Annotated in this window: 22 protein-coding genes; 10 read left to right on the top strand and 12 right to left on the bottom strand. The window is 73.9% G+C overall.

The features are described 5' to 3' along the window. Nucleotides 1-18: 18 nt before the first annotated feature. On the bottom strand, nucleotides 19-1299 hold the full coding sequence (locus RM425_RS11680) for a lipase family alpha/beta hydrolase (RefSeq protein ID WP_311345376.1): 1281 nt from the start codon (nucleotides 1297-1299) through the stop codon (nucleotides 19-21). Nucleotides 1300-1391: 92 nt separating this feature from the next. On the opposite strand from RM425_RS11680, the gene RM425_RS11675 reads away from it, so the two are divergent. Next, nucleotides 1392-1562, top strand: coding sequence for a hypothetical protein (locus RM425_RS11675; RefSeq protein WP_311345375.1), 171 nt, complete (start codon nucleotides 1392-1394; stop codon nucleotides 1560-1562). Between the two features lie 4 nt (nucleotides 1563-1566). On the opposite strand, the gene RM425_RS11670 is transcribed toward RM425_RS11675, so the two are convergent. Continuing rightward, on the bottom strand, nucleotides 1567-1734 hold the full coding sequence (locus tag RM425_RS11670) for a hypothetical protein (protein ID WP_311345374.1): 168 nt from the start codon (nucleotides 1732-1734) through the stop codon (nucleotides 1567-1569). 104 nt (nucleotides 1735-1838) lie between these two features. Here RM425_RS11670 and RM425_RS11665 point away from each other — a divergent pair, with 104 nt between their 5' ends. From RM425_RS11665 to RM425_RS11645, 5 genes are all read left to right on the top strand, one after another. After that, the gene (locus RM425_RS11665) at nucleotides 1839-3605 is read left to right on the top strand and encodes an HNH endonuclease (RefSeq protein ID WP_311345373.1); all 1767 of its coding nucleotides are present in this window, start codon (nucleotides 1839-1841) and stop codon (nucleotides 3603-3605) included. Between the two features lie 66 nt (nucleotides 3606-3671). Then, nucleotides 3672-5099 (top strand): serine hydrolase domain-containing protein, encoded by a 1428-nt coding sequence (locus tag RM425_RS11660; RefSeq protein WP_311345372.1) that lies wholly within the window; start codon nucleotides 3672-3674, stop codon nucleotides 5097-5099. A gap of 51 nt (nucleotides 5100-5150) precedes the next feature. Next, entirely contained in the window at nucleotides 5151-5969 is an 819-nt protein-coding gene (locus tag RM425_RS11655; RefSeq protein ID WP_311345371.1) for an SDR family NAD(P)-dependent oxidoreductase, read from the top strand. Further along, nucleotides 5966-6712: an SDR family oxidoreductase gene (locus RM425_RS11650; protein WP_311345370.1), complete on the top strand. Its 747-nt coding sequence runs from the start codon at nucleotides 5966-5968 to the stop codon at nucleotides 6710-6712. Before RM425_RS11655 ends, RM425_RS11650 begins: the two co-directional genes overlap by 4 nt. Continuing rightward, nucleotides 6709-7839, top strand: coding sequence for a phosphotransferase family protein (locus RM425_RS11645; RefSeq protein WP_311345369.1), 1131 nt, complete (start codon nucleotides 6709-6711; stop codon nucleotides 7837-7839). Before RM425_RS11650 ends, RM425_RS11645 begins: the two co-directional genes overlap by 4 nt. Nucleotide 7840: 1 nt before the next feature. Here the strand turns inward: RM425_RS11645 and RM425_RS11640 are convergent, their stop codons facing one another. Genes RM425_RS11640 through RM425_RS11625 form a run of 4 tightly spaced genes read right to left on the bottom strand, consistent with a single transcriptional unit; the run spans nucleotide 7841 to nucleotide 10933 of the window. Then, entirely contained in the window at nucleotides 7841-8365 is a 525-nt protein-coding gene (locus RM425_RS11640) for a hypothetical protein (RefSeq protein ID WP_311345368.1), read from the bottom strand. Beyond that, nucleotides 8362-9594, bottom strand: a complete 1233-nt coding sequence (locus RM425_RS11635) for a molybdopterin-dependent oxidoreductase (protein WP_311345367.1) — start codon at nucleotides 9592-9594, stop codon at nucleotides 8362-8364. Before RM425_RS11635 ends, RM425_RS11640 begins: the two co-directional genes overlap by 4 nt. Further along, nucleotides 9591-10265: a TIGR04282 family arsenosugar biosynthesis glycosyltransferase gene (locus tag RM425_RS11630; RefSeq protein WP_311345366.1), complete on the bottom strand. Its 675-nt coding sequence runs from the start codon at nucleotides 10263-10265 to the stop codon at nucleotides 9591-9593. Before RM425_RS11630 ends, RM425_RS11635 begins: the two co-directional genes overlap by 4 nt. Next, complete coding sequence (locus RM425_RS11625) at nucleotides 10262-10933, bottom strand: glycosyltransferase family 2 protein (RefSeq protein ID WP_311345365.1); 672 nt, start codon at nucleotides 10931-10933, stop codon at nucleotides 10262-10264. The genes RM425_RS11630 and RM425_RS11625 overlap by 4 nt, the downstream gene beginning before the upstream one ends. 75 nt (nucleotides 10934-11008) lie before the next feature. Here RM425_RS11625 and RM425_RS11620 point away from each other — a divergent pair, with 75 nt between their 5' ends. Then, nucleotides 11009-12382, top strand: a complete 1374-nt coding sequence (locus RM425_RS11620) for a hypothetical protein (RefSeq protein WP_311345364.1) — start codon at nucleotides 11009-11011, stop codon at nucleotides 12380-12382. A gap of 1 nt (nucleotide 12383) precedes the next feature. On the opposite strand, the gene RM425_RS11615 is transcribed toward RM425_RS11620, so the two are convergent. Both RM425_RS11615 and RM425_RS11610 read right to left on the bottom strand, forming a co-directional pair. Beyond that, a complete protein-coding gene (locus RM425_RS11615) occupies nucleotides 12384-13433 on the bottom strand; it encodes an NAD-dependent epimerase/dehydratase family protein (RefSeq protein WP_311345363.1) in 1050 nt (349 codons plus the stop codon). Between the two features lie 8 nt (nucleotides 13434-13441). Next, entirely contained in the window at nucleotides 13442-14158 is a 717-nt protein-coding gene (locus tag RM425_RS11610) for a class I SAM-dependent methyltransferase (protein WP_311345362.1), read from the bottom strand. Nucleotides 14159-14418: 260 nt separating this feature from the next. Between RM425_RS11610 and RM425_RS11605 the strand changes: the two genes are divergently transcribed. Further along, the gene (locus RM425_RS11605) at nucleotides 14419-15111 is read left to right on the top strand and encodes an ABC transporter substrate-binding protein (protein WP_311345361.1); all 693 of its coding nucleotides are present in this window, start codon (nucleotides 14419-14421) and stop codon (nucleotides 15109-15111) included. A 96-nt stretch (nucleotides 15112-15207) separates the two neighbouring features. Here RM425_RS11605 and RM425_RS11600 read toward each other — a convergent pair whose 3' ends face one another. Then, nucleotides 15208-16473 carry an amidohydrolase gene (locus RM425_RS11600; RefSeq protein ID WP_311345360.1) on the bottom strand — a complete coding sequence of 422 codons (1266 nt, stop codon included), beginning with the start codon at nucleotides 16471-16473 and terminating at the stop codon, nucleotides 15208-15210. A gap of 62 nt (nucleotides 16474-16535) precedes the next feature. Next, nucleotides 16536-18767, bottom strand: coding sequence for a heavy metal translocating P-type ATPase (locus RM425_RS11595; protein ID WP_311345359.1), 2232 nt, complete (start codon nucleotides 18765-18767; stop codon nucleotides 16536-16538). 177 nt (nucleotides 18768-18944) lie between these two features. Between RM425_RS11595 and RM425_RS11590 the strand changes: the two genes are divergently transcribed. Together RM425_RS11590 and RM425_RS11585 are read left to right on the top strand one after the other, a co-directional pair. Next, nucleotides 18945-20717: an acyclic terpene utilization AtuA family protein gene (locus RM425_RS11590; RefSeq protein ID WP_311345358.1), complete on the top strand. Its 1773-nt coding sequence runs from the start codon at nucleotides 18945-18947 to the stop codon at nucleotides 20715-20717. A 211-nt stretch (nucleotides 20718-20928) separates the two neighbouring features. Next, entirely contained in the window at nucleotides 20929-21915 is a 987-nt protein-coding gene (locus tag RM425_RS11585) for a quinone oxidoreductase family protein (protein WP_311345357.1), read from the top strand. Nucleotides 21916-21948: 33 nt separating this feature from the next. Here RM425_RS11585 and RM425_RS11580 read toward each other — a convergent pair whose 3' ends face one another. Continuing rightward, nucleotides 21949-22674, bottom strand: coding sequence for a hypothetical protein (locus tag RM425_RS11580; RefSeq protein WP_311345356.1), 726 nt, complete (start codon nucleotides 22672-22674; stop codon nucleotides 21949-21951). Between the two features lie 1027 nt (nucleotides 22675-23701). After that, nucleotides 23702-26584: a vitamin B12-dependent ribonucleotide reductase gene (locus RM425_RS11575; RefSeq protein WP_311345355.1), complete on the bottom strand. Its 2883-nt coding sequence runs from the start codon at nucleotides 26582-26584 to the stop codon at nucleotides 23702-23704. Between the last annotated feature and the right edge of the window lie 7 nt (nucleotides 26585-26591).

The raw sequence follows: 26591 nt of genomic DNA, 5'->3' as shown, positions 1-26591 counted from the left end.
CGCGGACGGATCGGTCGGTCAGCCCTCCGCCGGCAGCTCGGGTGCGGATGGCCGCGGGCCCTCCGGGCGGTCCAGCAGCCAGCGCCGGATGTGCGCGTACACCTGCGGGTGGTTCAGCAGGCCGAAGTGGTGCAACCCGCCGAGGCGCTGGACGTGGTCGGCGGGGAACGCCAGCCGGTCGTCGTCCCCGGTGTCGCCGAGGGCGCTGCGCGGCGGCACCAGCAGGTCGCCGAACCAGTCGGCGGCCCGCCCCTCCGGGTTGCGGCTCAGCGTCGCCATGACGACGAAGTGCCGTGCGCCGTCGTGCAGCGGGACGTGCGTGGGGAGCTCCGTCGTCGCGGCGTCGAGGTCGCGACCGGTCCAGTCGTCCTCGACCAGGGCGCCGTGGCGGAGGTCCTTGATGCCCACGCTGCGCAGCGCCAGCACCCGGGCCAGCGGGCGGGTCTCGGGGAGTTTGGCCAGCTGCACCGAGAGCCGGTGCACCCCGCGCTCCAGCGGGGCGCCGAGGTGGGGGGCGCCGAGGGTGACGGTGTCGCGCACGAGGTGCGTCCAGGCCTGCGCCTCCGTCGTCCCGCTGCCGGCCTGGTGGAGGGCGCTGCGGGCGACCAGCCCGCCCATGGAGTGGCCGATCAGGACCAGGTCCTGCACCTCCTCCGGCCACGCGCTCACCAGCTCCTCCAGCAGCGCGGCCAGCGCCCGCCCGTTGTCCGAGATGTGCAGACCCGTGTTGTAGCGCAGGTGCACCGGGGTGAGCCCGAGGTCGGCCTGCAGCAGGGTGCCGTAGGTGACGTCGGGCCGCCCGTGGTGCTTCTCGGCGCCGTAGCTCCAGGAGTCCTCGGTCTCGGTCAGGCCGTGCAGGAACACCACGATCCCGCCGCTCCCCGACGGGAAGGCCGCGCGCAGCGACTCCTCGTCCAGGGGGACGGCGCGGCCGGCCACCCGCACCGTCATGCCGAGGTCCAGCCCGGGAGCCGAGCGCTGCACGAGGTCGCCGTGGGCCCCGTTCAGCACGCCCAGCACCAGCCTGCCGCGGCGCTCCTCGTCGAGGTCGCGGCCGCTGGCCCGGCGCGCGGCCGCGCGGCCCACGGCCCTCGCGCCCAGCCCCAGTGCCAGGCCGACGCCCGCGTAGCTCAGCCCGGCGACGGCGTCGTGCCACAGCTTCACCGGTCGGCCGACGGGCCCGACCGCGCCGAACACACGGTCGGCGATGCCCTGGTGCACCTCCCGGACGCGGGTGGCGCTCCCCCGCAGCGTCAGCCGGGCCAGCTCCGCGGCGCCCTGGACCTCGTCGGTGCGCATGACGTCTCCCTACCCGTCAGCCGTTCGACCGACCTGTGCGTTGCGGCACCTAGGCTGGACGGCGCCACCGCACCCGACTCGAGGAGTTCCCCGTGCTGCGTCTGCTCGGCTGGCTGCTCGTGATCTGGCTGGCGCTCAGCATCCTGGGCGCGGTCATCAAGGGCCTGTTCTGGCTGACCGTGCTCGCGCTGCTACTCGCCGGCGCGACCGTGGCGCTCGGCTGGAGCAGGCGGGACCGGAAGGAACTGCCCCGCCGCTGGTGAGGCGTCAGTCGCCGTCCGCGTCGGCGGTCATGCCGTCGCCGTAGCGCAGCGCATCCCCGTACACGGGCGCCGGGACGCCCGGCTCCGCCTGCACCTCGACCTGCTCCTCGCGCGCCACCTCCGCCCCGGCGACGAACTCGTCCAGTGGGATCGCATACCGGGGATCGGTCATACCGGTAGCCTGCCGCTCCCCCGGGTCCGCCGTCCAGGGTGGTGGGCGCACGGACGACCGGGAACCGGCCGGGAACTGTCGTACCTCGAACGTATGTTCGGTACATGTCGACGGCCGTGCTGCAGCGCTCCGTGGTGGAGGGTGCGCTGCTGGGGTGGCTGCTGGCGCAGGCGCCGGCGGTGGCGCGGCTGCCGGTCGGCCTGATGACCCCCGAGGAGGTGGCCGCGGAGCTGCAGCGGGTGCAGGCCCGCACGGCCATGGACGCCGCCTACGAGGCGGAGCTGGTCATGGCGCTGGCCGCCGCCCGGCCCGACACCGACGATCCACCACCGGGGCATCCCGGTGCCCGGCGGCGCGGGGGCGGCTCGCCGGTGCCGGGCACCTCGGAGTTCCTGCCCGACGAGCTGGCCGCGGTGCTCAACTGCGCCCGCCCGTTCGCGGCCGGGGTGCTGTCGGACGCCTACCAGCTGGTGGAACGGATGCCCGCGGTGCACGCCGAGTGCGCCGCCGGCCGACTGGACCGGTACCGCGCACGGGTGTTCGCCGACGTCCTCGCCACGGCCTCGGCCGAGGTCGTGGCGGCGGTGGTGCCCGCGGTGCTGCCGTTGGCGGCGGGTCTGTCGGCGGGGAAACTGCGCCAGCGGCTGGTCGCCGCCGCCGAGGCCGCGGACGAGGAGTTCGCCGAGCAGCGGCGCATCGAGGCCCAGCAGCGGGCCGCGGTGCGGCTGTACCCGACCGGCGAGGGCATGTCGGTGCTGGCCAGCGAGCTACCCGCGCCGGTGGCCGCGGCGATGTGGTCGGTGATCGACCAGTCCGCCCAGCTCGCAGCCACCGGCGACGACCGGCCGATCGGGGTGCTGCGCGCCGAAGCCCACGCCGCCCTGGTGCTGCAGTCCGGTGACCCCACCCGCCCGGCGATGACCGGCCACGTCACCGTCGTCGCACCACTGCCAGCCCTGCACCCACCCGCGCACGGCAACCCGCCCAACCTGGTGGACCCACCCAACCCGGTGGACCCGGTGCATCAAGCGGAGGCCCGGTTCGCAACCCCGGCCGAACCTCCCGGCGTCACGCACCCTCCCGGCGTCGCGGAGCCTCCCGGCGCCGCGGAGCCTCCCGACCTCGCGCACCCTCCCGGCCTCGCGCAGCCGCCCGACCTCGCGGACGCTCCCGGCGCCGCACGCCCTAGCCATTTCCTGCCGCCTGCCGACCTCGCGCAGCCTCCCGACCCGGCGGACCAGGTGGAGCGGGCGGCGGCCGGGGAGGCGACACCGGCGGTGAACGGCACCCCCATCACCGCCGCCCACCTGCGCGAGCTCCTCGCCCAGCTGGGCGCACTCGGCGTCCAGGCGCCACCCGGCGGCAGCCTGACGGTGGCCCTCACCGACGACGACGGCGCCCTGCTGGCCACCACCACCCCGACCGAACTCACCCGGCGGGCCGCCCGCGGCTGCCGGATGCACGGACCGGACGCCGACTGCGGCTGCCCGGTCCTGGGGCCGCCTGCCGATGTCGACGGCTACGCGCACAGCACCGCCCAGCAACGGTTCCTCCGGCTCCGCGACCGCACCTGCCGGCACCCCGGCTGCGGCCAACCCGCCGGCCGCACCGACGCCGACCACGTCCTGCCCCACGACCGCGGCGGACCCACCAGCTGCCACAACCTCTGCTGCCTGTGCCGCACCCACCACCGGCTCAAGACCTTCGCCCGCGGCTGGCGCTCCCGCATGCACCGCGACGGCACCCTGAACGTGACCACCCCGACCGGCATCACCCGCACCACCCGACCACCCGGCCTCCGCGAACAACCCGCACCGACCACACCGGCGCCGGAGCCACCACCCGCCGCCGAAGAACCCCCACCGTTCTGAGAGGGGTCCGGGGCAGCTGACCGGCGGGCGGGAGTGAGTGCCGCCTGCCGTGACACGCTCGGCACCGTGACGACGGGGCCCGCCGAACCGACCGCGACGATCCGCGCTGCCGCCGGCTACCTGCGCTCGTGGGTCGAGGCTCAGGCTGCACACCGGCGGGTGCCGGGCGTGCAGGTCGCCGTCCGCTCGGGCGGAGAGCTGGTGCTCTCGGCCGCGGTCGGGGTCGCCGACGCGGGCACCGGCACGCCGCTGACGACCGCGCACCTCTTCCACGTCGCGTCGCACTCCAAGACGTTCACCGCGACCGCCGTGCTGCAACTGGTCGACGCGGGCCGGCTGCGGCTGGACGACCCGATCGGCCGGTACGTGCCCGAGCTGGAGGCGGGCGGCTCGCCGCTCGCCCGGGCCACCGTGCGCGAGCTGCTGGGCCACCAGTCCGGCGTCACCCGCGACGGCGCGCACGCCGACTTCTGGCAGCTCGAGGCGCCCTTCCCCGGCCGCGACGCGCTGTTCGCCGAGGTGCTGGACGGCGGCCCCGTGCACGGGCGCAACGAGCACTTCAAGTACTCCAACGTCGGCTACGCCCTGGTGGGCCTGGCCGTCGAGGCGGTCACCGGCGTGCCCTTCGCCGAGCGCCTCCGCCGCGCCATCCTCGAGCCGCTGGGCCTGACCCGGACCGGCGCCGACCACGAGCCCGCGCGGGCCGACGAGTACGCCGCCGGCCACACCGCCCTGCTGCTCGGCGAGCAGACCCGGGTGGTCCTCGGCCACACCCGCACCGGCGCCTACGCGCCGGCCACCGGGTTCTGGTCCACCGCCGAGGAGCTCAGCGCCTTCGCCGAGGCCGCGCTCGTGCACGGGGACGAGCGGCTCCTCTCCCCCGACGCCCAGCGGCTCATGCAGCGGCTCGAGTCGGTGGTCACCGCCTACGGCACCGAGGTCGGCCGGTACGGGCTCGGCGTGGACCTGACCACCGTGGGCGAGCGGCAGCTGGTCGGGCACAGCGGCGGGTGGCCGGGGCACATCACGCTGACCGTCGCCGACCCGACCGCGGGGCTGGTCGTCAGCGTGCTGACCAATGCCGTCGACGGCCCGGCCCAGGAGCTCGCGCACGGCCTGGTGAAGCTGGTCGACGCGGCGCTGCGGCCCCGCGCGACCGTGCCCGCGCCCCCGGCCGACGCACCGCCGCCGGCCGCCTTCACCGGCCGGTTCGCCGGACTGTGGGGCGTGCTCGACGTCGTCGAGCTCGGCGGGCGGCTGGTGCTGGTCCGCCCGACCGCGTCCGATCCGCTCCCCGGGATGGCAGAGCTCCAGATCGTCGACGACTGCACGCTGCGCGTCGCGCCCGAGCCGGGCTTCGGGGCGGCCGGGGAACTCGTGCACGTCGAGCGGGACGCCGGCGGCACCGTGGTTTCCCTCCGGCTCGGCGGGGTCACCCACCGGCTGATGGCCGAGTTCCTCCGGCGGCGCGGGGCCACGGGCCGGGGGGACTGAGGCGGACTCCCCGGTGCAGCACCGGCCGGGGCGCTCCCTAGCGTGAAGCCCATGGACGACGACGCACGACCCGGCGCGCGCCGGGTGCTGATCACCGGCGGCGCCTCCGGCCTCGGTGCCGCGCTGGCCGCGCGCCTCACCGCCCGTGGCGAGCGGGTACTGGTGACCGACCTGGCCGCCGACGCCGAGGTGCCCGCCGGCGCGGTGTACCAGCGGCTCGACGTCACCTCCGAGGACGATTGGCGCGCCGCGCTCGACCGCGTCCGCGACGGGTTCGGCGACCTGGACGTGCTGGTGAACAACGCCGGCATCGCCGCCGGCGGACGGATCGACCGGCTGAGCGCCGACCACTGGCGCCGGGTGCTCGACATCAACGTCCTCGGCGCGGTCACCGGCTGCCGGACCTTCGTGCCGCTGTTCAAGGAGCAGGGCTCCGGTCACCTGGTGAACATCGCGTCGGCCGCCGGACTGGTGCACCCACCGGCCATGACCTCCTACGACGCCGGGAAGGCCGCGGTGGTCGCACTCTCGGAGAGCCTCCGCTGGGAGCTGGCGCCGTGGGGCATCGACGTCTCGGTCGTCTGCCCGTCGTTCTTCCGCACCAACCTCGCGGCCTCGCTGGGCGGTGACGACCCGATGATGGACACGGTCGCCACCCGGCTCATCGAGGGCTCGAAGCTGGGCGCCGACCAGATCGCCGAGCGGGTCGTGCGCGCGGTGGACGCCAGGCGCTTCCTGATACTCCCCGACCGCAACGCGCGGATCGCCTTCTGGACCAAGCGGCTGGCCCGGCGGCTGTACGACCGGCAGATGCTCGGCATGGGGGCGCGCATCCACGCCGCCGAGCAGCAGGACGGGGCGACGGCGTGAGCCGCGGCGTCGTCCTCATCACCGGCGCCAGCGCCGGGCTCGGCGAGGAGATGGCCCGGCAGTTCGCCGACCTGGGCTACGACCTCGCGCTCTGCGCCCGGCGCACCGAGCGGCTGGACGCCCTGGCCGCCGAGATCACCGCGCGCACCGGCCGGAGGGTGGAGACCGCCGCGCTCGACGTCACCGACGCCGCCGCCGTACCCGACGTCTTCACCCGCTTCGCCGGGTCGTTCGGTGCGATCGACCGGGTGGTCGTCAACGCCGGCATCGGCAAGGGCGCCGCACTGGGCACGGGCCGGGCCGACGCCAACCGCGCGACGGCGATGACGAACTTCGTCGGCGCGCTGACCCAGACCGAGGCCGCGCTGGAGATCTTCCGCCGGCAGCAGCGCGGGCACCTGGTGCTGATCTCGTCGATGTCGGCGCTGCGCGGCATGCGCAAGGCCATGACCACCTACGCCGCCACGAAGGCGGGCGTCGCCGCGCTGGCCGAGGGGCTGCGGTCCGAGCGCATCCCCGGGCTCGACGTCTCGGTGATCTACCCGGGCTACATCCGCTCGGAGATGAACGCGCACGTCGCACAGAAGACCCGGTTCATGGTCGACACCCCGACCGGCGTCCGCAGCATGGTCGAGGCCATCGAGAAGCGGCGTCCGAAGGCCTACGTCCCGGCCTGGCCCTGGGTCCCGATCGGGTTCCTCATGAAGGTGCTGCCGCTGTCGGTCGTCCGGAAGCTCACGTGACCGCACCCGACACCGGCGGCGCCCGCGACGTCCGGGCCGAGGACGCCTTCGACGTCGCCGCGATGGCCGCCTGGCTGGCCGCGCACGCGCGGGACGCCGGCGTGGACCTGTCCTCCGTCCCCGAGGTGCAGCAGTTCTCCGGCGGCGTCTCCAACCTGACCTACCTGCTCCGCTACCCCGACGGCGACCTGATCCTGCGGCGGCCGCCGAAGGGCACCCACGCCGGGGGCGCGCACGACATGGCCCGCGAGCACCGCATCCAGACCGAGCTGGAGCGCGTCCTGCCCTACGTCCCGCGCACCGTGGCGCTGTGCGAGGACGCGGGCGTCATCGGCACCCCGTTCTACGTGATGCAGCGGCTGGCCGGTCCCATCCCGCGCAAGGAGCTGCCCCGCGGCGTGCAGCTGGACCGCGACCAGGTGGCCGCCCTGTGCCGCAACGTCCTGGACCTGCTCGCCGGCCTGCACTCGGTCGACGTCGCGGGCACCGGCCTGGCCGACCTCGGCAAGGGGCTCGGTTACGTGCGCCGCCAGGTCGAGGGCTGGTCGGAGCGCTACCGCCGGGCCCGCACCTGGAACGTCGGCACCTTCGGCCCGGTGATGGCGTGGCTGGCCGAGCATCAGCCGGCCGACCGCCCGCACACGCTGGTGCACAACGACTTCCGCTTCGACAACGTCGTCCTCGATCCGGCCGACCCCACCCGGCCGGCCGGGCTGCTCGACTGGGAGCTGGCCACCGTGGGTGACCCGCTGATGGATCTGGCGGGGGCGCTCGGATACTGGGTTCAGGCCGACGACGGCCGGCTCATGCAGGCCTTCCGCCGGCAGCCCACCCAGCTGCCCGGGATGCTCACCCGCGAGCAGGTGGTCGCCTACTACTGCGCGCGCACCGGCACGTCGGTGACCAACCGCGAGTGGGCCTGGTACGAGGTCTTCGGCCTGTTCCGCGTCGCCGTCATCGCCCAGCAGGTCTACGCCCGCTACCTGGCGAAGCAGACGACGAATCCGCAGTTCCGGCTGTTCGGCGTCGCCGTCGTGATCCTCGAGCTGCGCTGCCGCCGGCTCATCGCCCGCACGCGGCGGATGAGCCCGGAGCGCGCCGCCGCCCCCGTGGGCGGCACCGCATGACTCAGGCCGCCCTGCGGGCGCGGACCGTCGCGACGGTGCCCCAGACGGCGGCCGCGGCCAGCACGGCGACGTCGATCAGCACCAGGTTGCGGCCGATCTCGTGCGGCAGGAACGACGGGTTGCCGGCGCTCGCGCCGGGGCCGAGCAGGAACGGCAGCGCGACCAGGGTGAGCACCCCGGCCACGGCGACGCCGACGACGGCGGCCGGGCGGGCCGGCCGTGGGAGCAGTCGGGCGGCCAGCCAGCCCAGACCGATCCAGACCGGGGCGATCAGCAGGTCGTGCAGCAGCGCGCTGCCCACGAACCAGGTCCCCCAGGCGGACAGCGGCACGCGGTCGCCGGCGCCGAGCAGTCCGTACGCGCCGTAGCCGACGGCGAGCAGGCCGGGCAGCACGAACAACCAGCGCCACCACGGACCACGCGCCGACGTCGCCGGGCGGGCGGGGTCGGAGGCGTAGGGGTCACCCGGCACGAGGCCGGCGGCGCGGTCGTCGAGGCCGCGCGCGGACTCGTCGGCGAGGCTCATGACGGCGTCACCCGGGTGACCCACTTGGTCTGCATCACGCCGGGGCGGTTGGGCGCGATCAGCCGGACCGGATAGCCGTGGTCGGGCACCAGGGGGGAGCCGTTCAGCCCGGTGGCCAGCAGCGTCCGCGGGCTGCGCGCGTGCGGAGGTGCCACGACCGACGTCCGGTAGAGCCCGCCCTGCTGCAGCGACTCGACGACGACCTCGGTGTCCCGGGCGAGGCCGGCCTCGGCCAGCAGATCACCGAGCCGGACGCCGGTCCACGTGGCGTTCGCGCTCCAGCCCTCGACGCACGCGATCGGCAGCCGCTCGGTGCGCTGCGGGAAGGCGGCGAGGTCGTCGAGGGTGAGCTCCAGCCGGTTCGGCCCGTCGATGACCAGCCGGTACCCGGGCCCGACGTCGGTGACGCCGGCGGCGCGCGCGGTCTGCCGGACGGGCAGCGACTGCGGGCCGACGCCGGGCTGGCGTGGTGCGAGCAGCGAGACCTGCCCCAGCGGGGAGAAGGTCTGCCCGACGGTGGTGAGGGTGACGGCGCCGACGCCGAGCCCCGCGGCCAGCACGAAGGCCCGGCGCGGCACGCTGCTGGTCTCGGCGGCGTCGTCGACCGCTGCCCGCTCCGCGGTCTGCTCCGGCGTCAGCCCGGCGGCCGCGCCGGGCGTGCCCCGTCGGGCCAGCCCGCGGCGGATCTCCGGCGCCTTCGCGCCGACGTGCACGGCGACGGCGCCGATGGCGATCCAGGCGGTCCAGTAGTGCCCGACCGTGAAGAAGAAGCCGAACGGGTACCACTGCGCGGTGTTGATGACCCCGGTGACCAGTTGCATGGACGCAGCGCCCACCAGCACGAGGATCGACAGCCGGCTGACCAGCCGGGACGGAGAGCCTGCCGGCGGCCACTCGAACAGCTTCGGGTAGACCGCCCAGAGCTTGACCAGCAGCAGCGGGATGGCCGCCAGGCCGACGGCCACGTGCAGCCCCTGGGTGACGCGGTAGAGCCAGACCGGGGAGGCCGGCCAGACGAACCATCCGGGCGGGTTCTGGATCAGGTGGCTGATCAGCCCGGTGACGAAGCAGATCGTGAAAGCCAGGCCCAGCCACAGCCCGACGCGGGCCGAGCGGCGCTCGGAGTGCAGCGGGCTGGGGAACGCCCCGGCACGGAACGGACCCCGGCGCAGCGACTCCGGCGGTCCGGGCACCCGGGCGCCGAGCAAGCGGTCCAGCGCGCTGCTCATGCCCGGCCCTCGACCGCGGCGGCCACGGCGGCGACGACGCGGGCGGTTCGGCTGTCCGCGGGGCAGTGCGCGGCCACGGCGAGGGCGTCGGGGAAGTGGTCGATGTCGGTGAGCTCGGGCAGCTCGAGCACGGCCAGCCCGGACGCCTCGAGGGCCTCGCGGGTGCGCGCGGCCGTGTCCTCCCGGGACATCGGCACGTCCGCCAGCACCGCGGCGCCGTCGGCCCGGTGCACGCCGAGCGCCCACCAGCCGCCGTCCGGGGCGGTGCCGAGGACGGCGGTCCCGGGGCCACCGGCCTCGAGCCGCTCCGCGCACCGGACCAGCAGCTCCGGCGTCACCTGCGGGGTGTCCATCCCGATGAGCAGGGTGGGTGCCGCGGATCCGGACATCGCGTCGGCGAAGGCGGCCGCCAGCCGGGTGCCCAGGTCACCCTCGACCTGGGGCACGACGGCGAACCCGGCGAGGTCCAGCGCGCCCGGCTCGCCGTCGAGCGCCACGACCCGGCCGGCGACGGGGGCGGCCCGCACGGCATCGAGGGTGTCGGCCACCGCGGCGGCGGCGATGCCGGCCGCCTCGTCGGGGGTGCACGGCGGGGTGAGCCGGGTCTTGCTCCGGCCGGGGACCGGCGCCTTGGTGATGACCAGGACCTGCGTGCGCAGCGACGCGGTCACCGGGCCAGCACCCCGCGCATGTCGCGGATCGTGCGGACGGTGCCCAGCACGGTGCCGGTCACCTTCGACCTCGACCCCTCGGTGCGGAGGGCGTAGTCGACGTCGACCTCGCGGACGCGCCAGCCGGCGTCGGCCGCGGCGGTCACCATCTCCAGGGGGTAGCCGAAGCGCCGGTCCGTGAGCCCCAGGCCCAAGAGCGCCCTGCGCCGGGCCGCCCGCATGGGGCCGAGGTCGTGCAGCCGCAGGCCGGTGCGCCGGCGCAGCATGCGGGCCAGCGCGATGTTGGCGACGCGGGCGTGCACGGGCCAGGCACCCCGCGCAGGGCGACGGCGGCCGAGCACGAGGTCGGCGGCCCCGGCGAGCACCGGATCCGCGACCCGGGGCAGCTGGGCGGGGTCCATGGAGCCGTCGGCGTCGCAGAAGCAGACGACGCCGGCCGTGGCCGCCTCCAGGCCGGCGTGCGCGGCGGCGCCGAACCCGCGCTGCGGGACGGCGACGACGGTGGCGCCGTGCTCGGCAGCGATGGTGGCCGAGCCGTCGGTCGATCCGTTGTCCGCGACGATCGCCCGGTAACCGGCCGGCAGCCGGGACAGCACCCACGGCAGGGACGCGGCCTCGTCCAGGCAGGGCAGGACGACGTCGACCGCCGGGACGTCTTCTGGGGGCATGACCACAGTTCGTACTCGACGGCCGTCCGGTTCGCCCGCCCGGCACGTCGGAGGTGCGCCGTTAGGCTCCATCGAGTGAGTTCGACGGCGACCGCGCCCCCCGCTCCGCCGGACCGGCAGGCGGCACGGCGCGGGCGCACCGCCCGGGGCCTGCTCGCCGGGGCGGTGGCTGCGGGAGTCGCCGCGGTGTGGCTGGCCGGCTGGCTGATCACCCGGGACGGAGGCGATCTGCACCTGGCCGGTGGGTACCTCGTCGTGGGGCCGTTCGACGCGGTGCTGTCCGCCCGGGTGCTGCTCCCGATCGCCGTCGCGGTCGCTGTGGTGCTGTGGGGTCCCGCCCTGGCGCGGCGGCTGCGCTGGGGCACGCTGCTGGGAGCGAGCACCGCCGGAGCCGCGACCTGGGGGGTCGCGCTGGCGCTGAGCAGCGGATGGGGCGCGCTCGCCGAGCCGATGGCGAGCGAGCACGAGTACGTCGCCGACGTCGGCAAGGTGGCGGACCTGGGCACGTTCCTGTCCACCTTCACCGACGCCGTGCCGGTGGGGTCCGACGGCCAGTGGGCCACCCACGTGGCCGGCCATCCGCCGGGAGCGCTGCTGGCCTTCGTGCTACTGGACCGGGTCGGGCTGGGCGGTCCGGGATGGGCCGCGGCGCTGTGCATCGCCGGAGGCGCGCTGGCCGTCACGGCGGTGCTGGTCGCCGTCCGGGTGATCGCCCACGAGGCGGCGGCTCGCGCGGTCGCACCGTTCGCCGTGCTGCTGCCGGCGGCGGTGTGGATGGTCACCAGCGCCGACGCGCTGTTCGCCGGGGTCACCGCGTGGGGCGTCACCCTGCTGGCGCTGGCCGCCGTGCGCGGGCTCACCCCGGTCGGCTCGGTGCAGGCCCTCGGCGGCGGCCTGCTGCTGGGGCTGGGCCTGCACCTGTCCTTCGGGCTGGCCCCCGCCGGGCTGCTCGCGCTGACCGCCGTGCTGCTGCAGCGGTCGCGGCTGGGCTGGGCGGGGGTGGTGCGGGTGCTGGCCGTCGCCGCGGCCGGCGTGCTCGTGGTGTTCGCGCTGTTCGCCCTCGGCGGCTACTGGTGGTTCGAGGGCATCGCCGTCGTCGCCGAGCGGGTGCGCGCCGGGGCCGCCTATCCCGACCGGGCCGATCAGCGCCTCTGGTTCCTGGTCGGCAACGTCGCCGCCGCCGCGGTGGCGACCGGTCCGGCGATCGTCGCCGGGATGGCGGGGATGCGCGGGCGGCTGCGCTGGCTGGTGCTGGCCTCGCTGGGCGGGGTGGCCGTCAGCAACCTGAGCGGGCTGGTCCTCGGCGAGACCGAGCGGATCTGGCTGCCGTTCGTGGTGTGGCTGCTGCCGGCGACGGCATGGCTGCCGGCGCGCTCGCACGGCTTCTGGCTCGGGCTGTCGGCGCTGCTGGCCATCGTGGTGGAGGTGAGCGTCCGCACCCCCTGGTGAGCTAGGGCGCCGGGCGCAGCGGGTCGGTGGCGAAGGCCCGCATCCCGTCGGCGAAGGACACCCGTGCGGTGAACCCCAGCTCCTGCTCGGCGCGGGTGGGGCTGGCGACGACGTGCCGTACGTCGCCGATCCGGTACTCGCCGGTGATCTGCGGAGCCGGGCCACCGAAGGCGTCGGCCAGCGCGGCGGCCATGTCCCCGACGGTGTGCGGGTGCCCCGAGGCGACGTTGTACGCGCGCAGGGCGCTGGCGGGCGGGTCTGCGCCGAGGGCACGGAGGTTGGCCTGCGCGACGTCGGTGACGTGCACGAAGTCGCGCTGCTGGCCGCCGTCCTCGAACACCCGCGGCGCCCGGCCGGCCTCCAGGGCGCTGCGGAAGATGGCCGCCACCCCGGAGTACGGGGTGTCGCGCGGCATGTGGGGGCCGTAGACGTTGTGGTACCTCAGGCCGATCGCGCCACCCCCGGTCGACGAGGCCCAGGCCGCCGCGAGGTGCTCCTGGTTCAGCTTCGTGGCGGCGTAGGTGTTGCGCGGGTCCAGCGGAGCGTCCTCGGGCACCGTCTGCCAGGCCAGCTGCCGGCCGCACGCGGGGCACGGGGGCTCGAAGCGGCCGGCATCGAGGTCCTCGCGGCGGCGCGCCGCAGCCGGGACGACGCCGTCGACCGGGCACTCGTAGCGGCCCTCGCCGTAGACCACCATCGAGCTGGCCAGCACCAGCCGCCCGACGTCGGCGCGCGCCATGGCGGCCAGGAGCACCGCGGTGCCCAGCCCGTTGATGCCGGCGTACTCGGCCATGTCCTGGACGTCGACGCCGAGGCCCACCATCGCGGCCTGGTGGCAGACGGCGTCCACCCCGGTCAGCGCCCCGTCGACGGTGTCGGCGTCGCGGACGTCGCCGTGGACGAACTCGACCCCGGCGGGCAGCCGCGGCGTGCTCCCGGCCGGGTGGACGGCGGGCAGCATCGCGTCGAGCACGCGGACCTGGTGCCCGTCGGCGACGAACGCCTCGACGACGTGCGAGCCGATGAATCCGGCACCGCCGGTGACCAGCACCCGCACGGTCAGCCGGCCAGGGCGATGCGGTGCACCTGTCCGCGGTCGTCGGGGCGCGGGGCCAGGCTCGCGAACGAGCGGCCGTCGTGCTCCCACGTCGCGTCCACCACGAGTCCGGCGGCTGCGGCCGGCTCCTCGACGGCGTCGACGGCGACGTGCGCCCAGGGGAACCAACCGCCGCGCTCGGCGCCGCGCTCGAGCCGGATCCGGGTGGTGTGCAGCCCCCGGCCGGGTGGGTCGAGCTCCACGAGGACGCGGCCGGACGGCGCGACCAGTTCCCGGCACCGCGCCAGCAGCGCGACCGGGTCGCCGCCGATCCCGATGTTGCCGTCAGCGAGCAGGACGGTGTCCCAACGGCCCTCGGCGGGCACCGGTTCGAAGATCGAGCGCCGGACCGCCGTGGCGCCCAGCCCCCGGGCGATCTGGATCGCGACCCGTGAGGTGTCGACGCCCAGCGCCTCGCGGCCCTGGTCCGCCAGCTCGGCGGCGAGCCGGCCGGGTCCGCAACCGGCATCGAGCACGGCGCCGTCGGCGCGGGCCAGCAGCTCGCGGTCTGCCTCGTCGGCGCCGCCGACCCACTGGCCGAGTGCACCTGCGAGGGAATGCCGCCGTCCGCCCTCGTAGCGGGCGAACCACCGCCACCGCTCCCCCGGCTCGCCGGCGCAGCGCAGCGCGGTGTCGTAGAGGTCGCCGGCCGTGAGCTGCTCGACGATCGCCAGGCTCATCGGCCGGCACCCTGGACCACGGGGCGGCGGACGACGCGACGGTGGGTTCGGCTCACGCCGCCTGTTCGGGCGCGCGCCGACGATCGGTTCATCGGGTCCGTCAGCGGCACGCGCAGCTCTTCTCGTCGACGCACCAGGTCGGGGTGCCCGCCTTCGCCGCTCGGCAACCACCCGATCGGGGGGAGATCGGTGGTGTGCAATCCGATCGGGCCCGGGACGCCGAAGACCTGCTGACATCCCGATCGACACGAGGAGTTCCCATGAAGCAGTTCCGCTCCCCCACGAAGCTCCTGGTCGCCGGCGTGGCCCTCAGCGCAGCCCTCGGCCTGAGCGCCTGCGGCACCGACGACGCCACCGCCGACGAGGCCACCTCGTCGAGCTCGTCGAGCGCCCAGTTCGCCCGTCCCGAGCCGGTCGCCTCCCTCCCGGCCATCCCCGCCGGCGGCAGCACCGCCGTTGCCCTGGACCAGGGCTTCGTCGACGCGCTCGGCACCCTGGGCCTGACTCCGGGCGTCGTGGGTGACGCGGAGCTGGCCGACGGCTCGGTGAGCTTCCCGATCACCGGCGGCACCGTGACGGTGTTCGACAAGGACAGCGGCTACCGCCCCTACGTGCAGGGCACGCTGCTGCACCAGGACAGCGGCCTGAGCCTCGCCGCCGGCGGCACCACCGTCGAGCTGACCAACTTCACCGTCGACCCGGGCACCCCGTCGCGGCTGTTCGGTGACGTCGCCGTGAACGGCCAGCCGGCCGTGGCCAGCGCTCCGCTGTTCGACCTGGACGGCAGCACCCTGAACCCGCCGGCCATCGAGGGCGGCGAGGCCGTGCTCCAGGGCACCGAGGTGCTGCTCAGCGCCGAGGCCGCCGAGCTGCTGAACTCGACGTTCAGCACCGACGCCCTCGCCGGCGGCTTCCTGATCGGCACCGCGACCATCACCGTGCCGACCAGCTGATCGCGTAGTCCCAGCGGCCGGACGGCCGCGCAGGACGCACCGGAGGGGTGGGGCCACAGGGCTCCACCCCTCCTGCGTCGTTCTGCCCTGCGTGGCTCAGGCCGGCGCGGTCCCGCCGCCCTCGACGGGCAGCCAGGTGCGGGCCGCGGACACCAGGGCCGCGACGCCGGTGGTCAGCGTGGGCTCGATGACCGGGGCGAACTGCGGCGAGTGGTTGGACGGCAGACCCCGCAGGACGCGGCCCAGCCCGCCACGGCTCTCGACACCGGCGAACAACGCCGGGTCCGCGCCGCCCAGCAGCCAGTAGACCAGCGGCGCGCCGGCCGCGGTGGCCAGGACCCCGACGTCCTCGCTGCCGGTGACCTGACCCGGATCCATGGTGTGCCCGGGGCCCAGGTCGCGGTCGAAGCCGTCGAGGGTGCGCGTCCCCGCGTCGTGGTCGTTGACCAGCACCGGGAAGGACTCGGTGAGGATCACCTCCGGGTCCTGCGGTGCCCGCGAGGCGGCGGCCTCGGCCCGCACGATCCGCTCGACGGCGGCCACCAGCCGGGCGCGGACGTCGGGGCTGTAGGAGCGCATGCTCACCCGCAGCTCCGCCCGGTCGGGGATGACGTTGCCCGCGCTGCCGGCGTGCAGGGCACCCACGGTGAGCACGGCCGACTCGCTGCCGGCGATCTCGCGGGAGACGACGGTCTGCAGCCGCATGACCGTGGCCGCGGCCATGACGATCGGGTCGACGGTGGTCTCGGGACGGGAGCCGTGACCGCCGCGGCCGTGCAGCACGATCCGCAGCATGTCGGCGGCGGCGAACGCCGGCCCGCGCCGCAGGCCCAGGGTGCCGGCGGGCAGCGGCCCGACGTGCTGGCCGAGCACGACATCGGGACGACCGAACCGCTCGAGCAGCCCGTCGTCGATCATCGCCTGGGCTCCGCCGCCGACCTCCTCGGCCGGCTGGAAGACCAGCTGCACCGTGCCGCTCCAGGTGTGCCGCTCGGCGGCCAGGGTCGCGGCCGCGCCGAGCAGGCAGGTGACGTGCACGTCGTGCCCGCAGGCGTGCATGACCGGGGTCTCCGAGCCGTCGGCCGCCGTCCCGCGCGCCCTGCTCGCGTAGGCCAGACCGGTCTCCTCGAGCACCGGCAGGCCGTCCATGTCGGCCCGCAGGAGGGCGGTGGGACCGGGCCCGTTGCTCAGGATGCCGACGACGCCGGTGCCCCCCACCCCGGTGGTCACGTCGTAGCCCAGCGCGTCGAGCCGCTCCGCGACGATGCCGGCCGTGCGGCGCTCCGCGAAGGCCAGCTCCGGGTGCTCGTGCAGGTCGCGGTAGGTGTTCGCCAGGTCGGCGAGGACGTCGGCAGGGCTCACGGCAGGGGGCTCCTCGGGAATCGGCGGACGGGAGGCGACCGTATCCCCCCGCGTGGCGTGCGTCACCGCTGCGCGACAGCCCCCACCGGTGCGCCCGCGACCTGGCCGGACCGGGCCGCGGCGACGCTCGCCTCCGGACGGAGGTCCATCCGGCGCAGCAGCTGGGCGTTGAGCGCCACCACGACGGTGGACAGCGACATCAGCAGCGCCCCGACCTCCATGGGCAGGACGAACCCGACCGGGGCCAGCACGCCCGCCGCGAGCGGCACGGCGATCAGGTTGTACCCGGCCGCCCACCAGAGGTTCTGCGCCATCTTGCGGTAGCCGGCCCGGGACAGCTGGATGACCGACAGCACGGAGCGCGGGTCGTCCGAGGCGAGGATGACCCCGGCAGAGGCGATGGCCACGTCGGTACCCGCACCGATGGCGATGCCCACGTCGGCCTGGGCCAGCGCGGGGGCGTCGTTGACGCCGTCCCCGACCATCGCGACCGACCGCCCCTGGCGCTGCAGCTCGGCGACCTTCTCGCTCTTGTGCTCCGGGCGCACGCCGGCGAAGACCTGGTCGATGCCGAGTTCGCCGGCCACGGCGCGGGCCACCGGTTCGGCGTCGCCGGTGATCATCACGACCTCGATTCCGAGCTCGTGCAGCGCGTCGACCGCCTCCCGGGACTCCTGGCGGACCTCGTCGGCCAGCGCCAGCGCACCCACGACCTCCCCGTCGACCAGGACGTGGAGGACGGTGGCCCCGCCGTCGGCCCACGGCCGGGTGGCGGCCAACGGCGCCAGGCCGTGCTCGCCCAGCAGGTGCGGTCCGCCGACGGACACGGTGCGGCCGTCGACGGTGGCCGTCACGCCCACGGCGGCCGAGGCGCGGAAGCCCGTGGCCGGCCGGAGGGCCAGCTGTCGCTGCCGCGCGGCGGCGACCACGGCCCGCGCGAGCGGGTGCTCGCTGTCGGCCTCGGCGGCGGCGGCCAGGGCGAGGACGTCGTCCTCGGACTCCCCGGTGGCGGTGACGTGCTCGACCGCGGGAGCACCCCGGGTGAGCGTGCCGGTCTTGTCGAACAGGACGGTGTCGATGGTCCGCATGCGCTCCAGCGCGGCGCGGTCCTTCACCAGGACCCCGCCCCGGGCGGCACGCTCGGTGGAGAGGGAGACGACGAGGGGGATGGCCAGCCCGAGGGCGTGCGGGCAGGCGATGACGAGCACGGTGATGACCCGCACGAGCGCGTCGTCGGGCGCACCCACGACGGACCAGACGACCGCCGTGATCGCCGCGGCCACCACGGCGTACCAGAACAGCCATCCGGCCGCCCGGTCCGCGAGGAGCTGCGCGCGGGTCGAGGAGGACTGCGCGTCGGCGACGAGTCGCTGGATGCCGGCCAGGGCGGTGTCGTCCCCCACCGCGGTGACCCGTACCCGGATGGCGGTGTCCGTGGCGACCGTCCCGGCCACCACGTCGTCCCCGGGCCCGCGGCGCACCGGGCGGGACTCACCGGTGATCATCGACTCGTCGACGTCTGCCGAGCCCTCGACGACCTGCCCATCGGCGGGTACCCGGCCGCCGGGCCGGACGACGACCACGTCGCCGGTCTGCAGGTCGGAGGGTGCGACCGTCACGACGCCGTCCCCGACCACCTTCTCCGCCTCGTCGGGCAGCAGCGCGGCCAGCGAGTCCAGCGCCGACGACGTCTGCGCCAGCGAGCGCATCTCCAGCCAGTGGCCGAGCAGCATGATGACGACCAGCAGGGCGAGCTCCCACCAGAAGTCCAGCTCGTGGGAGATCACCCCGAGGGTGGCACCCCAGGACGCGACGAAGGCCACCGTGATGGCCATGCCGATGAGCAGCATCATCCCGGGCTGCCGGGCCCGGATCTCGCCCACGGCACCGGTGAGGAACGGTCGGCCGCCCCAGACGTAGATCACCGTCCCGAGGACGGGAGCGACCCACTCCAGGCCGGCGACGTCGGGCAGGTCGTACCCCACGATCGACGCGAACATCTCGCTGAGCAGGACGGTCGGCACCGCCAGCACGAGCATGATCCAGAACAGCCGCCGGAACATGGCGACGTGGTCGCCGTGCCCGCCGTGGCCCTCGTGGCCCCCGGCGTGCGCGTCGTGGGCGGGCCGGTCGTCCGCCGCAGCGGTCAGGGGGTCCGCGGTCCGCGGCGGCGCACCGACGGCACCGGCGTCGGGCATGCCCTGCCCGTGGGTGGTGCCGTGGTCGTGCTCGGGCGCGGGAACGCCGCCGCGTCCCGCCTGCTGCCGGCCTGGGCGGTTCGGGTGCTTCGACATGGCTGACGACCTCGTTCCTGGTGTCCGGGGGCAACGAGCGGATCGACGTCCCGGAGGTGTGAGCCGACCCGTGGCCAGACCAGCCAGATACCCCCCGGGGGTATTTCCGCGACGAGTGGAACCACCCGTTCGTTCCGGCTGTGTCGCCCGTCACCCGCGCTTCGCTACGGTCCGCACATGAGCGAGCGACCCCCGATCCGCATCGGGAACTTCTCCGGCTACCTCGGCGACCGGTTCACCGCGATCGAGGAGGCGCTGGCGGGGGATCCGGTCGACGTGCTGATGGGTGACTACCTGGCCGAGGTGACGCTCGCCGGGCTGGCCACCACCTACCGGCAGAACCCCGAGCGCGGGGGCTACGTGCCGACCTTCCTGCGCCAGGTCGCGCCGCACCTGCCGGGGCTCGCCGAGCGCGGGATCAAGGTGGTGACCAACGCCGGCGGCTTCGATCCGGCGGGGATGGCCGCCGCGGTGCAAAAGCTCGTCACCGCCGCCGGGGTCCCGCTGCGGGTGGCGCACGTCGAGGGCGACAACCTGCTCGGCCGGCTCGACGAGTTCCACGCCGACGGCTTCGCGCTGGAGCACCTGGACACGTCCGCGCCGCTCAAGGACTGGGGCGTGGAGCCGATCGCGGCGAACGCCTACCTCGGCGGGTTCGGGATCGCGGAGGCGCTGCGGGCCGGTGCCGACATCGTGGTCACCGGCCGGGTCACCGACGCCTCGCTCACCGTGGGCCCCGCCGCCTGGTGGCACGGGTGGACGCCGGACGACTGGGACGCCCTGGCCGGTGCGGTGACGGCCGGGCACATCATCGAGTGCGGGGCGCACGCCACGGGCGGCAACTTCTCGGGTTTCCGCACCGTGCCCGGGATGGCCCGGCCCGGCTTCCCGATCGCGGAGATCGCCGCCGACGGCAGCTGCGTGATCACCAAGCACGCGCGCGACGGCGGGATGGTCACCGTCGACACGGTGACCGCGCAGCTGATGTACGAGATCCAGGGGCCGCGGTACCTGAACCCGGACGCCACGGTGCACCTGGAGACCGTGCGGCTGACCGATGTCGGCCCGGACCGGGTGGCCATCGGCCCGGTGACCGGATCTCCCCCACCCGTCACCGCGAAGGTCGCCGTCTTCGCGCCGATCGGCTTCGAGATCTCCACGATGCTGTTCTGCACGTCGCCGGACGTCGCGGGGAAGGTGGCGCTGCTGCGCGAGCAGCTGGGGCTGCTGCTGGACGGCGTCGTCGACGAGCTGGACGTGACCGCCCTGGGCACCGCGGCGCCGGACCCGGCCACGCAGTGGGAGGCGACGGTGCCGATCCGGGTGATCGCCACCGCGCGGGAACGCGAGCAGCTGCGCGGATTCCACGCGGCGGTGAGCAGCCTGTACCTGCAGGGCTTCCCAGGGTTCCACCACGACGGGCACGCGCAGGCGGCGCGGGAGCCGTGGCCGCGGATCGACTACTGGCCGGCCCTGCTGCCGGCCGAGGTGCTGGTCCACCGGGCGGTGCTGGACGACGGCACGGTGCTCGATGCGCCGACGCCGTCCCGCACCGCGACCGAGGACGAGGTGGCCCAGCCGCGGCACCCCGAGCCTGCCGTTGGTGCACCTTCGGGTGGCCGGCGGGTGCAGCTCGGCGAGCTGGCCCACGCGCGGGCCGGTGACAAGGGCGGCAACTGCAACGTCGGGCTGTGGGTGAGCGATCCGGCGCACTTCGAGTGGCTGCGGACGACGCTGTCCAGCGACGGCCTGCGTGCGCTGATGCCGGAGGCCGCGGAGCTGGGGGTGGTGCGGCACGAGTTCCCGCACCTGCGCGCGGTGCACTTCGTGCTGCAGGGCCTGCTCGGGACGGGCGGTTCGTCGAACCTGCGGGTGGACCAGATCGGCAAGTCCGTCGGCGAGTACCTGCGATCGAAGAGCGTGACCGGGCCCGAGGAGCTGCTCGGCTGATCCGGGAGGCCATCGCGGGTGCCGACCAGTACCGCCACGACCGTTCGGACGGCGCCTATGAGCCACGTCACCGCCCGTGGCAAGGTCAGGAGGGTCGTGCCGTCCGCCCGATTCCTGTTCCCGGCTCATGGTCAGGGGCACGCCGGGCCGGATGCGACGTGACCGTCCGGTCAGGCCGACCACGACCCCCTCGACGATCAGGAGCGCACGTATGAAGGCTGCCGTCTACCACCGCAACGGTCCCCCGGATGTCCTGCAGTACGAGGACGTCCCCGATCCCGTCGTCGCCCCGGGAGGTGTCGTCATCCAGGTCGAGGCCGTCTCGATCGAGGGCGGGGACACCCTCAACCGGCTGGCCGGCCCGCTGTTCTCTGACCCGCACATCGTCGGGTACCAGGCCGCCGGGACGATCGTCGCCGTCGGGGACGACGTGACCGACCGGGCCGTCGGGGACCGGGTGGTCGCCACCAACAGCCACGGGTCGCACGCCGAGCTGTGGGCGGTGTCCGCCAGGACCACCTGGAAGATCCCCGAGGGCGCCGACGCCACCGCCGTCGCCTGCGTGCCGATCCCGTTCGGCACCGCGCACGACTGCCTCTTCGAGTTCGGGCGGTTGAAGGAGGGCGAAACCGTCCTCATCCAGGCCGGGGCCGGCGGCGTCGGCGTGGCTGCGATCCAGCTCGCCAAGCGAGCCGGGGCGACGGTCATCGCCACCGCGTCGTCCCTCGCCCGCCTCGAGCCCCTGGCCGAGCTCGGCCTGGACCACGCCGTCGACTACTCCACGAGCGGCTGGGTCGAGGAGGTGCGGAGCCTGGGCGGCGGACGCGGCGTCGACCTGGTCGTGGACTCCGTCGGTGGCTCGACCCTGCAGCAGTCCGTCGCCTGTCTGGGCCGCCGGGGTCGCGCCATCACCGTCGGGAACGCCGGGCGGGACATGACGCCGTTCAACGCCGGTGTGCTGGGCCGGCAGAACCAGTCGCTGACCGGCGTCTACCTGGGCGGGGAGATCACGACACCGCGGGTGCAGACGATGGTGCAGGACCTGGTGGACGACGTCGCCGCCGGCCGGCTCACCGTTCTCGTCGACCGCACCTTCCCGCTCGCCGAGGCCGCCGCCGCGCACGAGTACATCGAGAGCCGGCGGGCGATCGGACGCGTCGTCCTCACCCCCACGGCCGTCCCGCCGGACCTCGCGTGAAGGACAACCCCGCTCCTCGCGGAAGAAGCGTGGTCAGGCAACCCGGGGCAGCGTTAGCACCTCGGCGACTCGGTCGCTGCGCAGCGGCACGTACCTCCCGTCGACGGTGCGTCCTCCCCCGAAGAGCTCCACGACACGACCCGACGTTCGGTCGTCGAGCAGGGACGGGTCTGCCGCGAGCGCTCGGTTGATGCCGTCCGCGACGTCCGGAGCCGCCAGTTCGGCAAGGGCGTTCTTCAGCTTCGAGTGTGCGTCGTCGTCGAGCTCGGCGTCCGAGAGGGCTCTCACGTTTTCCGCGATGACGGCCGCCGCCAGCATGATGTCGACGATGCGGCGCTGCGCCTCCGCGCTGCACATCTCCGTCCGGTGCTGCTCGAGGGCAACCTCGACCTCGGTCGCGAACGCCGCCACAGATGTCGTGTCCCCTTCGGACGTAGCGGCTCCGTTGACATCTCCCGCCTCAGCAGACTTCTCCTCCGTCGCCGGTCGACTCGTCCACCAGCCCTGCACAAGGCGCGCCGCGCCCAGCGCTCCGAGGGTCAGCAGGGCCCCGAGCCCGACGGCAAGCGCCACATTCGAGTCGTCGGGCCCATCGTCCTCGTCGACGACGTCACCCAGGACTGCGTGCGTCTCCAGCTTGTTGGTGTCGTCAGCACGCGCGAGCGGGCTGGAGCCGCCCGCTGAGAAATGCGTACCGACGGGCCGCCCGACCCGTCTCGTCTCCCAGAGCAGCTCGGAGCCCGCGTCGTCGAATGTCATGCCGCGACAGTAAGTGCCGACGCTGACGATTCAGCGGAGGTCGCCCTTCGAGCCGTACCGAGCGGCAGGCGAACGGTGCTGCACCCTCGTGACCGACGCACACGTATGTGCCGTTGAGTCACCGAGGGGTTGGGCAGGCTGCCGCCCTGCCCAACCCCTTGGCGCCTGGATCAGATCTCGATCACCACGGCACCACGGCGGATCCACTCACCCCTGCCGCGTCGGAGCGCGTCCGCAACACGGCGGCCGATGTCCGATGTATCGAACCGCCCGCTACACGGACAATCCATCTGGTTCGCGTCACCACTGCCCCCGCCGGCGCTCCCACCGCCCGGCGTGCAGCGCAGAGGTCCAGGGACCTCGTCTTCAACGCGTACGCAGATCGTCGGGCAATCCTTGCGGTGTCGTGTGCAGCGGATGACCGTCAAGACCCAGTTGTGGGGCCCCATGGCGGGCTACTTCCGCCGCTTTGGAGCCTGCGAGAGCGCAGACGCCGCAGCGGCCTTCTCGGACTTCGTGCTCTTTCGTTTGGCGAGCACCTTGCCGGCTGCTGTAGCCGCCTTGGAGCCCGTCTGACGGGTGTTTCGTTTCACGAAACACTCTCCTTTCCGGTGGTTGTGTACCACCACCGGGAGAGACAGACTGCTGTGTCTACACACACCGCAGGCCCGCCCCTCCCAGGGTGGTCTGTGACGACGCCCTCCGGCGGCAACCGGGGGGCGTCGTCGTTTCATCGTTCCGGTCGGAGACGATGGTGGGGCGTGTCGGCACGCTGATGAAGCGGCCGTCACCGACTACGCCGGGGGCGTAGAAGTCTTGTGACCAGGGACGCCAGCAACTTGCGACCTCGGTGCGGGCACCTGCATCACCTCGCCGGACGCCAACAGCCCGGCCCTCGACGAGGAACCGGGCCGGTTGACGGGCCAAGAAAGCAAGGGAATGTCCCGCTGGCCAACTCCGGAACATGGGTGTCCGGACCTGAGACATCTCTGTCCACGCCAGCAGGAACATTCCCTGGCCGTTCACATCAGCTGCAGCCGCTGGTGGAGCCGCAGCCCTCGCAGACGTAACAGCTGCCGGCCGGGCGCATCTTCGTGCCGCAGGTCATGCACAGCGGCGCGTCGGTGGCGGTGCCGGTGACCAGCTCGAGGAGCTCGGCCGAGGAGTGGGCCTCCTTGACCGACTTCGGACCCTCCGGGGTGACCTTCTCCTCCACCTTGGCGGTCTCGATCGGCGCGGAGCCACGCAACTGCTCCAGGTCGACCTCCTCCTCCTCGGTGACGGCCGGGGTGCTGGCCGAGGTGCCGTAGGAGCCGGACACCTGCGCGGCCCGCTCCTCGGCGGTGAAGATGCCGAGGCCGGCCCGCTTCTCGACGGGCAGGTGGTCCAGCGCCAGGCGGCGGAAGATGTAGTCCATCACCGACTGGGCGATCCGGATGTCCGGGTCGTCGGTCATGCCGGCCGGCTCGAAACGCATGTTGGTGAACTTGGAGATGTAGGTCTCCAGCGGCACACCGTGCTGCAGGGCCAGCGAGATGCCGATCGAGAAGGCGTCCATGACACCGGCCAGGGTCGAGCCCTGCTTGCCGAGCTTCAGGAACACCTCACCGAGGCTGCCGTCCTCGTACATGCCGGCGGTCATGTAGCCCTCGGCGCCGGCGACGCTGAACGAGGTCGTGACGCTCGTCCGCTTCTTGGGCAGCCGCTTGCGCACCGGGTGCGAGAGCGCCGTCGGGGCCGCCGCCGCGACCGCGACCTCCTCCTTGGTGCCGTCGTTCTTGCCCTTGCCACCGGACAGCGGCTGGCCGACCTTGCAGTTGTCCCGGTAGATGGCCAGCGCCTTGAGGCCGACCTTCCAGCCCTCGAAGTAAATCTTCTCGACGTCCTCGATGGTCGCCGTCTCCGGCATGTTGACCGTCTTGCTGATCGCGCCGGAGATGAAGGGCTGCACCGCGGCCATCATGCGGACGTGGCCCATCGGGGAGATGGCGCGCTCGCCCATCGCGCAGTCGAACACCTCGTAGTGCTCGGGGCGCAGGGTCGGCGCGTCCACCACGTGGCCGTGCTCGGCGATGTACTCGACGATCGCCTCGATCTGCTCCTCCTGGTAGCCCAGGCTGCGCAGTGCCCGCGGCACCGTCTGGTTGACGATCTGCATCGAGCCGCCACCGACGAGCTTCTTGAACTTGACCAGCGAGAAGTCCGGCTCGATGCCGGTCGTGTCGCAGTCCATCATGAAGCCGATGGTGCCGGTCGGGGCGAGCACCGAGGCCTGGGCGTTGCGCCAGCCGTTCTCGCCGCCGATCTCGAGGCAGTCCTGCCACTGCGCGGTGGCCGCGCGGAGCACGTCGGCGTCGTCCGCACCGACCGGGCGGATGGCGTCGTTGGCCGCCGAGTGCTTGCGCATGACCCGGGCGTGGGCGTCGGCGTTGCGGGCGAAGCCCTCGTACGCGCCGACGATGCCGGCGAGCTCCGCCGAGCGGCGGTACGCGGTGCCGGTCATCAGCGAGGTGATCGCCGCGGCCAGGCTCTGGCCACCCCGCGAGTCGTACGCGTGGCCGGTCGCCATGAGCAGCGCGCCCAGGTTGGCGTAGCCGATGCCCAGCTGGCGGTAGGCGCGGGTCGTCTCACCGATCGGGTCGGTCGGGAAGTCGGCGAAGCAGATCGAGATGTCCATCGCGGTGATGACCAGCTCGACGGCCTTGACGAAGTTCTTCGAGTCGAAGGTGCCGTCGGCCTTGAGGAACTTCATGAGGTTCAGCGACGCCAGGTTGCACGAACTGTTGTCCAGGCTCATGTACTCCGAGCAGGGGTTGGACGCGTTGATCCGGCCCGTCTCGGGGTTGGTGTGCCAGTCGTTGATCGTGTCGTCGTACTGGATGCCCGGGTCGGCGCACTCCCAGGCGGCCTGGGTGACCTTGCGGAACAGCGTCTTGGCGTCGACGGTCTCGATGACCGAGCCGTCCATGCGGGCGCGGAGACCGAACTCGGTGCCCTCCTCCACGGCGCGCATGAACTCGTCGGAGACGCGCACGGAGTTGTTGGCGTTCTGGTACTGGACGCTGGTGATGTCCTTGCCGCCGAGGTCCATGTCGTACCCGGCGTCCCGCAGCGCGCGGATCTTGTCCTCCTCGCGCGCCTTGGTCTCGATGAACTCCTCGATGTCGGGGTGGTCGATGTCGAGGACGACCATCTTCGCCGCACGCCGGGTGGCGCCACCGGACTTGATGGTGCCGGCGGAGGCGTCGGCGCCGCGCATGAAGCTGACCGGGCCCGAGGCCGTGCCGCCGGAGGAGAGCAGCTCCTTGGACGAGCGGATGCGGGAGAGGTTGAGGCCGGCACCGGAGCCGCCCTTGAAGATCAGACCCTCCTCGCGGTACCAGTTGAGGATCGAGTCCATCTCGTCGTCGACGGCGAGGATGAAGCAGGCGCTGACCTGCTGGGGAGAGCTCGTGCCGACGTTGAACCACACGGGCGAGTTGAAGCTGAAGTACTGGTGCATGAGCATCCAGGTCAGCTCGTGCTCGAAGATCTCGGCGTCGCCCTCGGTGGCGAAGTAGCCGTGCTCGCGGCCTGCCGCACCGTAGGTGAGCACCACCCGGTCGATGAGCTGGCGCAGGCTGGTCTCGCGCTGCGGGGTGCCGACGGCGCCGCGGAAGTACTTGGTCGTGACGATGTTGGTGGCGTTGATGCTCCACTCGGCGGGGAACTCGACACCGCGCTGCTCGAAGTTGATCGAGCCGTCGCGCCAGTTGGTCATGACGACGTCGCGGCGCTCCCACGTCACATCGTCGTAGGGGTGCACACCGGCGGTGGTGAAGACGCGCTTGATCTTGAGGCCCTTGCGGCTGGGCGCCTTCGGGGTGCGCCGCGCGCGGGTGCCGGCCAAGCGGTCGTCGGTCTCGGTCATGGTGTGG

It is taken from the genome of Blastococcus goldschmidtiae (genome assembly GCF_031845325.1).
GTDB classification, from domain to species: Bacteria; Actinomycetota; Actinomycetes; order Mycobacteriales; family Geodermatophilaceae; genus Blastococcus; species Blastococcus goldschmidtiae.
Note: the sequence above shows the minus strand (reverse complement) of the source record. Positions and strands in the feature narration are given on the sequence as shown.